Genomic DNA, 14,250 nt, shown 5'->3' with positions numbered 1-14,250 from the left:
AAGAAAGAAGCGCTTAGGCGACGCTCTTTTTATGCGCTTGCGGTTGCGCGCTCGTTTGGTGCTGGACAAGCTTTAAAACGATGACCTGCTCGCTCGTGCGGTTGATATGGATGTCCCAGCCCAACTGCCTAATGCGCGCCCCTTTCTTTTGGTCTGGTTTCGTCAGTGCCCTTTCAATTTCGCCAATGAGCTTTTGGGGCAGTTTGGAGGATAGCACCTCTAATAAATCCGCAATGGTAAAGTCCGCGAAGCTGCTTTCGGGGTCCGCCTTCCATTGGGATTTAAAGGCTTCATTTGCAAAGAACACGACGCCATTTTGATTGATGGCCAAAGTAGGGTCAGGCAAGGCATCCAGGATTCCGTAGGCGCGGGTGAGGTCGCTCTTAAATCGGCGGGACATGGAAACTTCAGCACTGATATCCTCAAACAGAAAACCGAGAGCGCCATCGGGATGGGGTTGTCCTGTGACGCGAATGGATTCACCCGTCGGCAATTGCCATATCTCGCGGTAGCGCCCCTCGCTCGCCCCGAGGATCAGGTTGGTAAGCTGCTCTCGCCAAGTATTGTAATCGCGGGGTTCGGGGATCATGCGATTGTTGCGCATGTGGTCAAAGAAGCTTTGGAGTGTCGGCCCATTTGTCAGAAAGGTGGCAGACAAGCCAAAGAGCTCGACCAATGCGGGGTTGAACAGCACCAGTTTGGAGCGTTGATCAAACACAGCAATTCCTGTGGAAAGTTGCGCGAAGGTCTTGCCCAATGCTGTCACGAATTCCTGACGTGTTTCTTCCGCAGTCACCGCCGCGTTTGCGTCTAGGGCATAATAGACCACCCCACCCTTCACCGATTGACTGAGAACGTCAAAGTGATTGGTCTTGGAGGTCGGACTTTCGGGTCCCGTGATGCGAATTACACCTTGGTTATTCTTTTTGGGTTTGGGCAATTGAATTGCGCCTAGTCCTTTGGTTTTGAACATTTTGTTGGCCCAGATAAGGTCACCATCTTTGGTCACTTTCCAAATCGGAAATGGCGCATTTCTTGCGGCGATACGGAACGTATGGTGCGCCTTGAGAGCCTTGGCGCAGGATTGATCTTCAAGCCCCACCAAAGCCAACCTTGCATAATCTTGATTGAGTTCAATGACCGCGCGCGCGCCGGTTTTTTCATTCGGATCGCGGAAGGACAGGGTTTCTTGTGTGGATAGAAGCGCGTTGGGAAGGTCGCCAAAACGCGGCGCAAGCATGTCACGCAGGTCGACCCAAGTTGACGCGTTTTGGTCATGCGCGGCAATGAATGCCAGTGCAGGTGCATTGCTGTGAATAAGGGTGCCCTTGTGAAACAGAAACTCGGGAACGCCCGTGCACGGTTCGCTTTTCTTGCCTCTTTGGCGGCTGACATTTTGCCATAGGAAAAGCAATGTAAGGCCCGAGACAAATAGCGCGAACAACACGTCTGGATTCGGCATAGTTTTCCCTCCGGTAGACCGAAACAAATTTGCCAAACAGGGTTAATAAATTGTTAAGCGATCAACGGGTGCTGTGCGGTTACGGGGAGTTCACAGGGTTCTCGGCAGAGAAGTCAGATTTTGTGGGCGCCTCGATCCGGTCGCGGGGCCAGGAGACTTCCACAATGGCACCTCGTTTTTTCAAATGATTGCTCTGAGTGCCATCGTTTTCAGCCCCATTTGCGAAGTTGAGCTCGGCACCGGTACGCTCAAGGAGCGTTTTCGCAATAAATAGTCCAAGTCCCATACCTTCATAACCAGGGCGCTGGCGTCTTTCCGCGTCGGTGCGGCGCGTGCGCACGAAGGGGTTGCCAAGGCGACCGATCACATGGGGTGGATACCCCAACCCATCATCCATGATACGAACCGTGATGCGGTCATCGGTCCAGTCGCTCTCTATCCAAACGCCCTCACGGGCAAAGTCCACTGCGTTTTGGATGAGGTTGCGCAGCCCGTGGATAATCTCTGGTTGGCGGAAAACGACAGGCTCTTCCCCTTGCGAAGTTTGGGTGATGTCCTCAGAGAAGGTCAGGTTTTTACCGCGGTTGATATGAGGTTCCGCCGCCTCTTCGATCAACGTCAAAAGCGGCGCGCGGCGCAATTGCAAGTCGTCTTTTCCAGCGCGGCCCATGGATTGCAGAATGTCGCGACAGCGATTGGCTTGCTCGCGAATAAGGGCTGCGTCTTCATAGAGCTCAGGGCGGTCGTCCAGTTCTTCCATCAACTCTGCGCTGGTCAGTTTGATCGTGGCCAGCGGAGTGCCAAGCTCATGTGCCGCTGCTGCAATTACGCCGCCCAAATCCGTCAATTTTTGCTCCCGGGCGAGGGCGAGCTGGGTGGCGGCCAGCGCCTCGGCCATGGAGGCCATCTCTGAAACCACACGTCGAGAGTAGATCGATGAGAATACGATCGCGATTGTGATCCCCGCCAAGTTGCCCAATAGGAAAATGTCTGGAATGCGCAGGATCGCGCCATCTGCAGTGCGCAGCGGAAGATGGAACTCCAGTATGAGCAACACGAGGACAATAGCAACCAAGGCCAAGGTCAGCGTGGACCGAATGGTCAGCGTGGCTGCAGAGATTGTAACGGGGCCGACAATTAGGATGCAGAAGGGGTTGTTCAGGCCTCCGGTCAGGAACAACAAGAAACAGAGCTGCAGTAAGTCAAACAGCAGCATGACTGCGTTCTCGCTCTCAGAGAGCAACCGGTTTTCAGGGAAAACAAATGCGCCGACTAAGTTCGCAATCACCAAGACGCCAACGGCCATGTAGCAAAGCCCGTAGGCCAAATCGAGATGGTAGTATTGATCGGCAACGAGCAAAGCCGCCAATTGTCCTACAACAGCAATCCAACGCACCATCGTGATGGTCCGCAAACGGATCCAGTTTCCGCGCCTTTCGCCAGAGATCAATTCAGGGCTGAGATCCGAGCCTATATCCGCGGTCAATTCGGTCAATTCACGCATTGGGACGCATATCCATGTTGTGCTTAGATATTGATAGGGCGGGGCGCCGGGTTTGACAAACAGCTGCGGTGCATTGGCGCGGTCTTTCAAACGTGAAGGGCGCTGATATTGAATGATCATAGAAGCGGGCATAAGACTCGGAACATCGTCTAAGAGTGCATTTGAGTGAAGGAGCGCTGCGATGATCCGAGTGATTGCAGGCGTATCAACCCTGGCTATGGTCGCCCTGATGGGAGGCATCTGGTATGCGAGCCAAGGTGGTTCCGACGACCCCTATGCGCAATGCCGTGCTTCTACGATTGCCGGTGGCGCAGGAGCGATTGGCGGGCCTTTTGAGTTGGTGCGAGAAGATGGCGTTTTGGTCACTGACAAGGATGTGTTTACTGATCCGACGATCTTGTATTTTGGGTATACTTTCTGTCCGGATGTGTGTCCTTTCGATTTATCACGTAACGCCGAAGCGGTGGAGATTTTAGAGGACCGTGGCATCATGACGACGCCGGTCATGATCTCGATTGATCCAGAGCGAGATACGCCAGAGGTTTTGGCTGAGTTCACAGATTATTTGCACCCTCGCATGGTTGGTTTGACCGGTTCCCTCGAACAAGTGGACGCAGCGTCAAAGGCTTACCGGACTTATTACAAGCGGCAGCCTGCAGAAGACGAATATTACCTCGTGGATCACTCGACTTTTTCTTATTTGGTGCTGCCAGAGGTTGGTTTTGTTGAGTTTTTCCGCCGCGATACGACCCCAGAGCAAATGGCCGAAACGGTGGCCTGCTACGCCAATTCGTCATAGAGCCAGCCCGCCTTGGTTTGACGGACCCAAGGTAGCGCGCTAAAACCTCAATGAAATCAGCTCAATAAATTGGGCGGTCTTGGAAGGACGCATATGTCTGAACAGAATTTGAAAGACATCGGGCCAGATAAATCTCTTTTGTTGCTGGATGATGATGAACCGTTTCTGAAGCGGCTTGCGAAAGCGATGGAGAAACGTGGCTTTGAGGTTGAAACCGCCGGCTCTGTGGTCGCTGGATCGGCGATCGCAACGGCTAGACCACCGGCATACGCAGTTGTGGATCTTCGACTTGAAGACGGTAACGGCTTGGACGTTGTTGAAATTCTACGTGAGAAACGCGAGGACTGCCGCGTTGTGGTTCTGACAGGCTATGGCGCGATAGCCACTGCGGTGGCTGCGGTGAAGATTGGCGCGACGGATTACCTGTCTAAGCCTGCTGACGCACAAGATATCGTAAATGCTTTGCTTGCCCCGGAAAGCGAGCTGCCGCCGCCGCCTGAGAACCCAATGTCTGCAGATCGCGTACGTTGGGAGCACATCCAGCGCGTCTATGAATTGTGTGACCGCAACGTGTCTGAAACGGCGCGCCGTTTGAACATGCACCGGCGGACGTTGCAGCGTATTTTGGCTAAGCGCAGCCCACGGTAAACCAAGCGCTCTGTCGAGCGCTGCCTGCGGCGCGAGTATTTTTTCAAAGAAGAAGAGCGGGTTAGGCGCTACAGCCGGTAGCGTTTGATGACTTTGTCGACCAAGGTGCCGTCGGCGAGTTTCACACTTTCTTGCCGGCTATGGTTTTCAAAGCCGCGGGACTGGTAGTAGATCAATCCCCCTTCATTATCTGCGCGAATATTGGCGTTTATCCATTGATACCCCAGATCCTTTGCGGATTTCAGAGTGGCTTCAAACAACCGGCTGCCGATGCCTAGACCCGTTTTGCCGACGCGTGTGAACGTTGCGATGTTGGCGACATCCTTAGGCAGATCGGGATGTTCCTCAAACCATTGCAATCCATAAAGCGCACAAGCTTCGTCTTCGGCCACATGCCAAGCGGCACGTTGACCTTCTTGCATGAGATCGAGAATATCCTGGGCTGTCAGCTCTGTCGTTATGGCTGTGGTGCCACCAGCCTTGATGATTTCATTCATCAACGAGGCGATTTTGCGCGCGTCCATTTTGCCTGCGGGACGGACCACCAATTTGTTCATGAAAGCTCTTTCAGGAGCGCGTTGTGGCGCGCGGTAAAATCATTTCGTACTTCGACAGGGGCGCGAAGGGAAATTTCTAAACCGTCCATGAGTTCCGGTTTCGGTTTGCCAAAGAACTTTGCCGCTTCGCTTTCAGAGAACCCGGCAATTTGTGTGGCTTCCATATAGGCGCTGACCTTGTCTGCGCGCTTGATTTGGGACTTGATGGTTTTGGGCAGTGCGGCTGGCAAGCCGAAGCGGATGTGGATCGCTGCCATAAGCCGGTCGTCCAACTCGCCATAGTCAGGGCCAACCGCAGCCTTTACCGGTGAAATCATATCCCCAATCACATATTCAGGCGCGTCATGCAGGAGGGCGGCTAGCCGCCATTTCACCGGCGCTTTTGGGTACATTCTGGAAAACAGCGCTTCGACCAGAATGGAGTGTTCTGCCACAGAATATGGAAAATCCCCCTGGGTCTGACCATTCCAGCGCGCCACAAACGCGAGCCCGTGCGCGATATCTTCGATTTCAATGTCCATTGGCGTTGGATCCAATAAATCCAACCGCCGTCCAGACAACATGCGTTGCCACGCGCGCGCCATAAGCCTCTGCCTTTATGATTCAGTTTTGCGGGAGTTTCGATCACATCAAGCTCGGATACAACGGTGTCTGGCGCGAAACACACAAAATTCTTGGCCCGAAGAAACGAGAGAAATGCCGTGCTCGATTTTATGCTCACAGAGGGGGATCTGTGGTTTATAAGACTCAATTTGTCATAAAACCTTCATAAAATCAACGATGTGCCTTGCTTTTGATCAAAAAGAAAACAATTCTGGTGTCATATCGAGATCGCGAAAAGCATCAAAACCGTGATCACAGGTGTTTTGAATTCGCGCTGAATACACTCGATATTGGAACCGAAAGGGGGGCACGGTCAGTCCTCCCGCGTGCCTCCCTCTCAGAAGCAGAACTTTGAACGATGAGAAGGAGCCAATGAGATGTTCAAACGTGTCTTAGCAGCCGGACTCTTGTTCGGCATGGTGGCGACAGCGCCTCCAGCCCACGCCAACAATTGCGCTTTGCGCGACAAGGTCGTTGATCGACTGCAAACCAAATATTCTGAATCGCTGACTGCGGGCGGACTGCAGGGTAGCAAAAACGTACAGACCATGGTCGAGGTCTGGGCGTCTGAAAAAACCGGTACATTCACAGTGATCCTGACCAATCCTCAGGGTATCTCATGTGTGGTGGCGACCGGGACTGACTTCTTTAAGCGCGACGTGCCAATTGTTCCGGATGGCGTGAAAAGCTGAACATAAGACCATTTCGCCCATCGCAAGCCATTGTCGGATGGGGGTCTCAGTGCTATCTGACCCTCAAATTCCTATGGTAAGGAGCACGGCGAGATGCCGAATGACTACATTGTAAAAGACATTTCTCTGGCGGAGTTTGGCCGGAAAGAACTGGATATTGCGGAAACCGAAATGCCGGGCCTGATGGCTCTTCGTGCAGAGTACGGCGAGAGCAAACCATTGGCGGGATCGCGAATTGTTGGCTCGCTCCATATGACCATTCAAACCGCCGTTCTAATTGAAACGCTAGTGGCGCTGGGCGCAGATGTGCGTTGGGCGTCTTGCAACATTTTTTCCACTCAAGACCACGCGGCAGCGGCGATTGCGGCGGCGGACATTCCGGTGTTTGCGATCAAGGGTCAGACGCTGGAAGAGCATTGGGATTATCTGGACAAGTCGTTCTTGTTTGCAGACGGTCCGAACCTGATCCTAGACGATGGCGGTGACGCGACGCTTTACATCCTGCTGGGTGCGCGGGCGGAAGCGGGTGAAGATATTATCCCTGTCCCATCTTCCGAAGAAGAAGAAGTGATCAAAGCGCAAATCGCGAAACGTATGGCAGCGTCGCCGGGCTGGTTCACCAAGATGCGTGATCAAATCAAAGGCGTGTCTGAGGAAACCACAACAGGTGTGAACCGTCTGTATCAACTGGTGAAAGATGGCCACCTGCCGTTCCCAGCGATCAACGTGAACGATTCTGTGACCAAGTCAAAATTCGACAACAAATACGGCTGCAAAGAGTCCCTCGTTGACGGCATCCGTCGTGCGACGGATACGATGCTGGCTGGCAAAGTGGCTGTTGTTTGTGGTTACGGTGACGTTGGCAAAGGCTCTGCGGCATCCCTGCGCGGTGCGGGTGCCCGTGTGAAAGTCACCGAAGTTGATCCAATCTGCGCGCTTCAGGCGGCAATGGACGGCTTTGAGGTTACATTGCTGGAAGATGAGGTGGCGTCTGCTGACGTCTTTATCACCACCACTGGCAACAAAGACGTGATCCGCATCGAGCATATGCGCGAGATGAAGGACATGGCGATTGTGGGCAACATTGGCCACTTCGACAATGAGATCCAAGTGGCGGCGCTGAAGAACCACAAGTGGACCAACATCAAAGAACAAGTGGATATGATCGAGATGCCATCGGGCAGCCGTATCATTCTGCTGTCCGAAGGTCGTTTGCTAAACCTCGGCAACGCGACCGGCCATCCATCTTTCGTGATGTCAGCCTCTTTCACCAACCAAGTTCTGGCGCAGATTGAGCTGTGGACCCGCGGTGAGACCTATAACAACGATGTGTACATCCTGCCTAAACATCTGGATGAGAAGGTTGCACGCCTGCATCTGGATCGGATTGGCGTCAAACTGACAACGCTCGATAAAGAGCAGGCGGATTACATTGGTGTGACCCCCGAAGGGCCGTTTAAGCCAGAGCACTACCGCTACTAAGCAAATCAAAAAAGAAAACCCGCGCCACAGAGCGCGGGTTTTTTACTCGTTACTACCAAAACTAAATCGTGGATTAGCCAGGAATGCGCAGCACTTGGCCCGGGTAGATCTTGTCAGGGTCGGTTAGCATTGGCTTGTTGGCCTCAAAGATCTCGGTGTAGCGCGCGCCGTTACCCAGCGCCTTTTCGGCCACTTTCCAAAGGCTATCGCCCTTTTCTACCGTGTGGAATTTAGGATCTGCGCCGCCAAGATTGTCTTCGACTTTAGAGATCCCTTCGACATTGCCGACGGCCAAGATCACCTTTTCCTTGGTCTCCTGATCCACATTGCCGCTGACTTTCACTATGTCGCCGTCTACTTCGATCTCAACATTGTCGGCCGCTAATCCAAGGTCCGCGACTTCTTTCTTCAGATCCGTTGCCGTTGGTGCCGCAGCTGATACTTTTTTACCGCCGCGGAAAAAATCAAACAGTCCCATGGTATTCTCCCAATTTGTGTCTGAGACCTTTCTAGCGTCTGCGGATATCACAGTTAGGGGAAACCTCTTTGGAAACTCCCAGTAGGGTGATCGGTGTTGTTCCGCCGCCTGCTCTGGTTCTACGGGGAAAAACCTTGGAAACTTTTCCTTTGTGATTGGCACATTTAGCCGTAACGTTCCGCTCGAAGCTGACAATCTGTTTTTTAACTGGGAGAGTGATTATGGGAAAACGTGACGATCTGATCGCACAATATGCCGACGACCTGCGCAATAAATGCGGCATGGAGCCGGATATGGACCTGCTGACAAAAGTGACCATTGGATGTGGTCCTGCGATTTATAATGCGGATGCCTCGACCGTTGCGGCAACCCAAGAATCCGAATTGGAAACCGTAAAAAACAATTTCCTGATCAAGAAGCTCGCTCTGTCTGATAGCCCAGCGCTGATGGAAGCGATCAATTCAGTGATCGAAACTTATGGCCGCTCAGAGCGCAATAAATATCGCGCAGTGGTCTACTACATGCTGGTGAAGCATTTCGGAAAAGAGTCCATTTACGGCTAATTTCGAAACCGACTGACAAAAGAAAAACACCCGGTGATTGCGCCGGGTGTTTTTTTGTGGAGATTGTCCGCGGACCCTAGAAAAGCGTCAGTACTGTCCCGATGACCGTGCACCCGATCGTTGCGTATCCGCCGTCGATTAGGATCAGCTGCTTTGAACGACCGGCAAAGGTGTAGTTCGTCGCGATCCAAGGGGTTGCGAGGAACAGACCAATCCCAAGCCCCGACACCAGCCCTTTGCCGACGGTATCGATATCCGACAAATTGAAGACGTGCCGCATCATTCCCGCGACAATCACGAGACAGACGATAGACACAATATAAGGCACTTTGTCTGTTGAATTCGCGGGGCGTCCGTCCTCTCCGACTTCCACACCCGAAGCAGACATCCAAGGTTTGGCCAGCGTCATGTACCAGATTGCACCAAAAATATAAGCCGCCACTGCGGCAGCTAAAACGTTGAGAATTCCCATGTCACACTCCATGTCACCTACGTTCCGGGACTGAGTATGCGCATGGGATGGGTTGTCTGGCTAGCTTTTTAGACCACCTAGCGCACAGATCACTTGCCACTCGGCATCGGTGACGGGTTGCACCGATAAACGAGAGTTCTTTACCAGAACCATATCGGCAAGGCGCTCATCCGCTTTGATCTGATCAAGACTGACCGGAGTTGGAACCGTCTCAACCGCCTTGATATCCACGCATTCCCACCTTTGGTCGTCGGTGGTGGAATCTGGGTGGGCTTCGGCGATGACTTCCACGATGCCGACCACGGATTTCTCTTTCAGGGAATGATAAAAGAAACCGCGGTCGCCGATTTTCATGTCGCGCATGAAATTGCGCGCTTGGTAGTTACGCACGCCGTCCCATTCTTCGCCCGCATCGCCTTTATCGATCTGGTTTTGCCAGCTCCAGGTATTGGGCTCGGATTTGAACAGCCAGTAGCGCATCAGCCGATCACCTTGTTCCATGCGGTAATTTCGACGGATTGGAATAGGTCGGCCTTTTTATATGGGTCGTTTGCGGCCCAAGCCTGTGCCTCTGCAATATCTTCAAATTCCAACACAATCAGTGAGCCGCACATATTGCCATCGGCGTCTAGAAAAGGGCCTGCCATTTCTACTGCGTCGCTGGACTTTAGATAGGCCACATGGGCGTCGCGGTTGGCCAGTCGTACGTCCAGCGCATTGGGTTTGTCTTTTGCAATCAGGGCGAAACGCATGGTTATTCCTTTTTTGGTGGTCGCGCGAGCAATTGCGACATAGCCTCGCGCACGTTGAGTTTCTGGTCAAGCAAAGCCACCACCGCCTGGGTGATGGGCATATCGATTTTAAGAGCTTCAGCCCGGGCCAAAGTAGCGCGCGCTGTGGCTGCGCCTTCTACCGTGATGTTTGCGTAAAAAGTCTCAGCGCGTCAAAGAGAAAGGCCGTAGCTATAGTTTCGAGACTGCTCTGAAGTGCAGGTCAAGATTAGGCCCCCAAAACCAGAGAGACCCGCCAATGTGTCAGCCTGTGCACCCATTGCCGTGGCCATGCGGTTCATTTCGGCAAAGCCGCGTGTGATGAGCGAAGCGCGTGCACTTTCGCCAAGTCCTGCACCCATGGCTGCACCACAAGCGATGGCCATGACGTTCTTCAAAGCTCCGCCGATGGAAGCGCCAACCGTGTCTGTGCTGCGATAAATGCGCAGGTTTGGGGTCATGAGCAGGGCTTGCAGCGACTGAAGCGCGTGTTCATCTTCGCAGGCCAAGGTCAATGCCGTGGGCAGGCCTTTCGCGATGTCCGCTGCAAAACTTGGGCCGGTCAGGATCGCTGGCGTTGCGTTTGCTGCAACGGACTGGATGATCTCGATCGGGCCTTGCCCGGAGGTGAGTTCGATCCCCTTGCAACAGGCCACAAGGGTTTTGCCGTCAAGCATCGGGGCGGCTTCCAAGGCGGCGCGCAGTTTTTGCATTGGCACCGCTAAGAGGACAACGTCGCCCTGCAGTTCATTCAAATCAGAAGTGACTTTAACCGCATCTGGGAGCTTCGCGCTGGGCAATCGAAGCGCGTTTTCGCGGCTTTCTTGCATGGCTTTTGCCTGCGACGGATCGCGTGACCACAAAGTCACTGGAACGCCGCCGAGGCCTAGGGAGATCGCAAGCGACGTGCCGAATGCTCCGGCGCCTAAAACGCTGACGCTCATGCTTTGGCTCCCTTTTTGCCGCTTCCGAGTAGGGCAGGCGCAGTCTTGTCCAGTGGCCAGCGTGGCCTTGCGGCAAGGCGCATATCATCCCGTTGACCCGCTTTGTAACGCTCAATTCCTGCGTATGCGATCATGGCCGCATTGTCGGTGCAAAGCGATAGAGGTGGCGCAGTGAAGGCGAGACCGTTTGAGGCGCAAACAGACTCTAAATTGGCCCGAATGGCAGAATTTGCGGCCACGCCGCCAGCGACCGCGAGCAAGGGAACCGCGGGGGCCTCCTCAAGGTACGAGACTATGGCGCGCGCGGTTTTTTTGCCAAGCACATCGACGACCGCGGCTTGGAATGAGGCGCAAAGATCATTGCGGTCCTGCTCGCTCAGGCCACCTTGTTCGCTGACCAGTGCGTCTCGCGCTCGAAGAAGTGCGGTCTTTAGCCCTGAGAAACTAAGGTCGCACCCCGGCCGGTCCATAAGCGGACGTGGGAATGTAAAGCGTTTGGGGTCGCCGGATTTGGCAGCCTTTTCAACGGAGGGACCGCCGGGTTGTGGCAAACCCAAAAGCCTGGCGGTTTTGTCGAACGCCTCGCCAGGGGCGTCGTCAATCGTGCCGCCCAGGCGCGTGAAGTCATCAGATCCGCGCACAATCAGGAATTGGCAATGGCCGCCACTGACCAACAGCATCAGATATGGGTAAGCAACTTGATCGGTGAGACGAGTCGTCAGAGCATGTCCGGCGAGGTGGTTCACTCCGATAAGAGGTACGCCAAGCCCAGCAGCGAGTCCCTTGGCGCACATCACCCCAGACATAACCCCGCCAATGAGACCGGGCCCTGCCGTAACGGCGATGGCATCAATGTCGGAAAGCGCGATACCGCTTTCCTTCAGAGCGTCCTCGACGCAAATATCCAGCTTTTCTGCATGGGCGCGGGCGGCGATTTCAGGGACAACGCCACCGAATGCCGCGTGCAGATCATTTTGGCCTTTGACAATCGACGCCAAAATTTCAGCCGGTCCATCGCCAGTTTGGCGCAGAACGGCTGCTGCTGTATCGTCACAGCTGCTTTCCAAACCAAGAATTGTGATATTGTCCTGTTCCGGCACGTTATCCATCGCCAACCATTGCACGCCTTCCCCCCGGCAGGTAACACCGTAAGGCGCTGTAAACAATGGGTCTGCTCATGCCAAAGCCCAAACCGACCATTCTATTGACGCGTCCTGAGGCGCAATCAAAGGAGTTTGCGGAAGCTTTGCGAGCAGGTGGTTTTGATGGGGAGATCGTGATCTCTCCGTTGATAGATGTGCGATCGACTGGCGTGGAAGTTGCTCTCTCACGTGATGCGCAGGTTGCTTTTACTAGCCGCAACGCGCTGGATTTTGTTACGCCTCAACCAAGAATTGCTTGGTGTGTCGGCGATAAAACTGCTGAGAAAGCAAATGGCTTGGGATGGCGCGCTCGCTCTGCCAACGGGGACGTTGATCAGCTTTTTGAGCTCATTGCGGATGCCGCGCCGAAAACAGAGATCGTGCATCTTCGCGGCGAACACAGCCGCGGTGCATTGGTCGATCGGTTGAATGATCAAGGCATTCCTGCACGAGATGTCGTTGTCTATCAGCAAGTCGCCTTGGATTTGACCAAGGCAGCAAAGGGCGTTCTTTCAGGGAATTCTCCGCTCCTTGTCCCCTTGTTCTCACCGCGAAGTGCAGCTTTGATTGCTTTACAGGGCCCGTTTACACCGCCGCTTTGCGTGGTTGCGATGAGTGAAGCGGTCGCTGCGGAGCTTGAAGGTATTGAACTCGGCGAAATTCATGTCGCCAAAGCGCCGACTGCTGAAGCAATGTGCAAGAGCGTTCTTTCGCTCGTCTCGTCAGCGTGACGCATTGTAGCTGTAGGGCGGGGTGCATAGATTGTTATTAAGAACCAATGGATTCGAAAGGGCGGGAACCAGTGGCTAAGGCTAAAACATCCAAAACCTCAAAAGCAGAGGGCAACGCCCCGGAGTCTCAGGGCGCCGTGACCGACCAGAAAACGGTTGAAGCAAAGATTGCGGAAGATGTGGTCGACGCTGAAATCATTGAAGAGGTTTCTGCTGACGCGGAAGAGACTGTAGAAGTTGTCGACAGCGAAGAAGAGCCGGTTGAAAGCTCCGAAACCTCGGAAGCTGAAGTGATTGAAGAGACCGTCACTAAAGACAGCGCTGAAACGGAAGAAGTCAAAGAAGAATCCAAAGCGGACGCTGAAGATACTCCCGCTGCTGAAAAACTAGAAGCCACAGAGCCAACCCCGACCGCAGCGCAAGCGCCGGTTAAGAAAACAGGATTCGTTCCGGTCGCTCTTGGTGGTGTTGTTGCCGCGGCCCTTGGATTTGGTCTTTCGCAATATGTTGGTCCTCTGTCTGGCGACAAAGACGAGGCTTTGATGCAATTGGAAAGCCTTGTGCAAACCCAATCTGAGCAGATTGAACAGCTTTTGACGCAGCAGGCCGAGATCCGTTCGATGGCAGAAGCCTCGCAAGGTGCCATTGCAACTACCAATTCGGGAATTGATGGCCTGGGCCAATCCATGACCGAAGCCAACGGTCGTATCGACGATGTAGCGGGCGCTTTGGCGACATTGGACGGTCGCATCACGGTGATTGAGAAAAAGCCAATCACCCAAAGCCTGCCCTCTGCAGCCATTGAAGCCTATGAGCGCGAAGTGGAAGAACTGAAAGCAGCCGTTGCATCGCAACGCGCCGAAGCGGCCTCGATGGAAGAGAATGCACAGCTCACAGCCCAGCAAGCACTGGCCCGGGCTGCCCTGTCTCGGGTGCAATCCGCACTGGACGCAGGCACACCTTACCGAGTCGCGTTGACCGATCTTGCCGCGGCGACCGGTGGATCACCTGGTGATCTTGAGGCGTTTGCGGATACCGGTGTTGTTTCTCTGGCAACGCTTCAGGATGACTTCCCTTCCGCAGCGCGTGCTGCTCTGGCCGCTGCGCGCCAAAGCGAAGGCGGTGAGATTGAAGGCAATAAGCTGACGTCCTTCTTCAAGGCGCAACTCGGCGCGCGATCCGTTACGCCGCAGGAAGGCAACAGTGCCGACGCAATTCTAAGCCGGGCGGAAGATGCGCTTCGTGCCGGGCGTGTCGGCGAAACACTCGTCGAGTTGGACGCCTTGCCGGACGGTGCCAAAGCTGCGTTTGAGGGATGGATTGCCGCCGCGCAATCCCGTCAGGCCGCTTTCGCCGCCGCTGACGCCCTCTCTGAACAATTGAAATCGAATTAAAGGTCTGCA

16 protein-coding genes and 1 pseudogene are annotated in these 14,250 nt (G+C 54.1%); 7 read left to right on the top strand and 10 right to left on the bottom strand.

Annotated elements, in window-relative coordinates; translation table 11 throughout:
- Window positions 1-13: 13 nt before the first annotated feature.
- Both TA5113_RS02000 and regB read right to left on the bottom strand, forming a co-directional pair.
- On the bottom strand, window positions 14-1,462 hold the full coding sequence (locus TA5113_RS02000; protein ID WP_058313553.1) for a PAS-domain containing protein: 1,449 nt from the start codon (window positions 1,460-1,462) through the stop codon (window positions 14-16).
- A gap of 79 nt (window positions 1,463-1,541) precedes the next feature.
- Window positions 1,542-2,966 (bottom strand): sensor histidine kinase RegB, encoded by a 1,425-nt coding sequence (gene regB / locus TA5113_RS01995; RefSeq protein ID WP_058313779.1) that lies wholly within the window; start codon window positions 2,964-2,966, stop codon window positions 1,542-1,544.
- A 181-nt stretch (window positions 2,967-3,147) separates the two neighbouring features.
- On the opposite strand from regB, the gene TA5113_RS01990 reads away from it, so the two are divergent.
- Together TA5113_RS01990 and TA5113_RS01985 are read left to right on the top strand one after the other, a co-directional pair.
- Window positions 3,148-3,765 (top strand): SCO family protein, encoded by a 618-nt coding sequence (locus TA5113_RS01990; protein ID WP_058313552.1) that lies wholly within the window; start codon window positions 3,148-3,150, stop codon window positions 3,763-3,765.
- 93 nt (window positions 3,766-3,858) lie between these two features.
- On the top strand, window positions 3,859-4,413 hold the full coding sequence (locus tag TA5113_RS01985) for an ActR/PrrA/RegA family redox response regulator transcription factor (protein ID WP_058313551.1): 555 nt from the start codon (window positions 3,859-3,861) through the stop codon (window positions 4,411-4,413).
- A 68-nt stretch (window positions 4,414-4,481) separates the two neighbouring features.
- Here TA5113_RS01985 and TA5113_RS01980 read toward each other — a convergent pair whose 3' ends face one another.
- The gene (locus TA5113_RS01980; protein ID WP_058313550.1) at window positions 4,482-4,970 is read right to left on the bottom strand and encodes a GNAT family N-acetyltransferase; all 489 of its coding nucleotides are present in this window, start codon (window positions 4,968-4,970) and stop codon (window positions 4,482-4,484) included.
- Complete coding sequence (locus tag TA5113_RS01975; protein WP_058313549.1) at window positions 4,967-5,554, bottom strand: HD domain-containing protein; 588 nt, start codon at window positions 5,552-5,554, stop codon at window positions 4,967-4,969. Before TA5113_RS01975 ends, TA5113_RS01980 begins: the two co-directional genes overlap by 4 nt.
- Window positions 5,555-5,950: 396 nt before the next feature.
- Between TA5113_RS01975 and TA5113_RS01970 the strand changes: the two genes are divergently transcribed.
- Together TA5113_RS01970 and ahcY are read left to right on the top strand one after the other, a co-directional pair.
- On the top strand, window positions 5,951-6,265 hold the full coding sequence (locus TA5113_RS01970) for a hypothetical protein (RefSeq protein ID WP_058313548.1): 315 nt from the start codon (window positions 5,951-5,953) through the stop codon (window positions 6,263-6,265).
- Window positions 6,266-6,358: 93 nt separating this feature from the next.
- On the top strand, window positions 6,359-7,747 hold the full coding sequence (ahcY, locus tag TA5113_RS01965) for an adenosylhomocysteinase (protein ID WP_058313547.1): 1,389 nt from the start codon (window positions 6,359-6,361) through the stop codon (window positions 7,745-7,747).
- A gap of 73 nt (window positions 7,748-7,820) precedes the next feature.
- Here ahcY and lysM read toward each other — a convergent pair whose 3' ends face one another.
- A complete protein-coding gene (lysM, locus tag TA5113_RS01960; RefSeq protein ID WP_058313546.1) occupies window positions 7,821-8,225 on the bottom strand; it encodes a peptidoglycan-binding protein LysM in 405 nt (134 codons plus the stop codon).
- A gap of 221 nt (window positions 8,226-8,446) precedes the next feature.
- Between lysM and TA5113_RS01955 the strand changes: the two genes are divergently transcribed.
- Window positions 8,447-8,788 (top strand): DUF2853 family protein, encoded by a 342-nt coding sequence (locus TA5113_RS01955; RefSeq protein WP_058313545.1) that lies wholly within the window; start codon window positions 8,447-8,449, stop codon window positions 8,786-8,788.
- A 76-nt stretch (window positions 8,789-8,864) separates the two neighbouring features.
- Here the strand turns inward: TA5113_RS01955 and TA5113_RS01950 are convergent, their stop codons facing one another.
- The 5 genes and pseudogenes from TA5113_RS01950 to tsaD form a co-directional block, all read right to left on the bottom strand.
- Window positions 8,865-9,260 (bottom strand): DUF1761 domain-containing protein, encoded by a 396-nt coding sequence (locus TA5113_RS01950; protein WP_058313544.1) that lies wholly within the window; start codon window positions 9,258-9,260, stop codon window positions 8,865-8,867.
- Between the two features lie 60 nt (window positions 9,261-9,320).
- Window positions 9,321-9,740 carry an EVE domain-containing protein gene (locus tag TA5113_RS01945; RefSeq protein ID WP_058313543.1) on the bottom strand — a complete coding sequence of 140 codons (420 nt, stop codon included), beginning with the start codon at window positions 9,738-9,740 and terminating at the stop codon, window positions 9,321-9,323.
- Entirely contained in the window at window positions 9,740-10,012 is a 273-nt protein-coding gene (locus TA5113_RS01940) for a YciI family protein (RefSeq protein WP_058313542.1), read from the bottom strand. Before TA5113_RS01940 ends, TA5113_RS01945 begins: the two co-directional genes overlap by 1 nt.
- Window positions 10,013-10,014: 2 nt before the next feature.
- A pseudogene (locus TA5113_RS01935) lies at window positions 10,015-10,974 on the bottom strand (NAD(P)H-dependent glycerol-3-phosphate dehydrogenase).
- Window positions 10,971-12,083: a tRNA (adenosine(37)-N6)-threonylcarbamoyltransferase complex transferase subunit TsaD gene (gene tsaD / locus TA5113_RS01930; protein ID WP_058313778.1), complete on the bottom strand. Its 1,113-nt coding sequence runs from the start codon at window positions 12,081-12,083 to the stop codon at window positions 10,971-10,973. The pseudogene TA5113_RS01935 and the gene tsaD overlap by 4 nt, the downstream one beginning before the upstream one ends.
- A 68-nt stretch (window positions 12,084-12,151) precedes the next feature.
- Here tsaD and TA5113_RS01925 point away from each other — a divergent pair, with 68 nt between their 5' ends.
- Both TA5113_RS01925 and TA5113_RS01920 read left to right on the top strand, forming a co-directional pair.
- Window positions 12,152-12,847: a uroporphyrinogen-III synthase gene (locus TA5113_RS01925; protein ID WP_165589371.1), complete on the top strand. Its 696-nt coding sequence runs from the start codon at window positions 12,152-12,154 to the stop codon at window positions 12,845-12,847.
- Between the two features lie 71 nt (window positions 12,848-12,918).
- Window positions 12,919-14,241, top strand: coding sequence for a hypothetical protein (locus tag TA5113_RS01920; protein ID WP_131726390.1), 1,323 nt, complete (start codon window positions 12,919-12,921; stop codon window positions 14,239-14,241).
- The last annotated feature ends 9 nt before the right edge of the window (window positions 14,242-14,250 follow it).

This window comes from Cognatishimia activa (genome assembly GCF_001458335.1).
GTDB classification, from domain to species: Bacteria; Pseudomonadota; Alphaproteobacteria; order Rhodobacterales; family Rhodobacteraceae; genus Cognatishimia; species Cognatishimia activa.
Note: the sequence above shows the minus strand (reverse complement) of the source record. Positions and strands in the feature narration are given on the sequence as shown.

Bases quoted from the DNA above. Each gene is read 5' to 3' on its own strand.
- TA5113_RS02000 (WP_058313553.1), bottom strand. From the start codon at position 1,462: ATGCCGAATCCAGACGTGTTGTTCGCGCTATTTGTCTCGGGCCTTACA.
- regB (WP_058313779.1), bottom strand. From the start codon at position 2,966: ATGCGTGAATTGACCGAATTGACCGCGGATATAGGCTCGGATCTCAGC.
- TA5113_RS01990 (WP_058313552.1), top strand. From the start codon at position 3,148: ATGATCCGAGTGATTGCAGGCGTATCAACCCTGGCTATGGTCGCCCTG.
- TA5113_RS01985 (WP_058313551.1), top strand. From the start codon at position 3,859: ATGTCTGAACAGAATTTGAAAGACATCGGGCCAGATAAATCTCTTTTG.
- TA5113_RS01980 (WP_058313550.1), bottom strand. From the start codon at position 4,970: ATGAACAAATTGGTGGTCCGTCCCGCAGGCAAAATGGACGCGCGCAAA.
- TA5113_RS01975 (WP_058313549.1), bottom strand. From the start codon at position 5,554: ATGGCGCGCGCGTGGCAACGCATGTTGTCTGGACGGCGGTTGGATTTA.
- TA5113_RS01970 (WP_058313548.1), top strand. From the start codon at position 5,951: ATGTTCAAACGTGTCTTAGCAGCCGGACTCTTGTTCGGCATGGTGGCG.
- ahcY (WP_058313547.1), top strand. From the start codon at position 6,359: ATGCCGAATGACTACATTGTAAAAGACATTTCTCTGGCGGAGTTTGGC.
- lysM (WP_058313546.1), bottom strand. From the start codon at position 8,225: ATGGGACTGTTTGATTTTTTCCGCGGCGGTAAAAAAGTATCAGCTGCG.
- TA5113_RS01955 (WP_058313545.1), top strand. From the start codon at position 8,447: ATGGGAAAACGTGACGATCTGATCGCACAATATGCCGACGACCTGCGC.
- TA5113_RS01950 (WP_058313544.1), bottom strand. From the start codon at position 9,260: ATGGGAATTCTCAACGTTTTAGCTGCCGCAGTGGCGGCTTATATTTTT.
- TA5113_RS01945 (WP_058313543.1), bottom strand. From the start codon at position 9,740: ATGCGCTACTGGCTGTTCAAATCCGAGCCCAATACCTGGAGCTGGCAA.
- TA5113_RS01940 (WP_058313542.1), bottom strand. From the start codon at position 10,012: ATGCGTTTCGCCCTGATTGCAAAAGACAAACCCAATGCGCTGGACGTA.
- tsaD (WP_058313778.1), bottom strand. From the start codon at position 12,083: ATGGATAACGTGCCGGAACAGGACAATATCACAATTCTTGGTTTGGAA.
- TA5113_RS01925 (WP_165589371.1), top strand. From the start codon at position 12,152: ATGCCAAAGCCCAAACCGACCATTCTATTGACGCGTCCTGAGGCGCAA.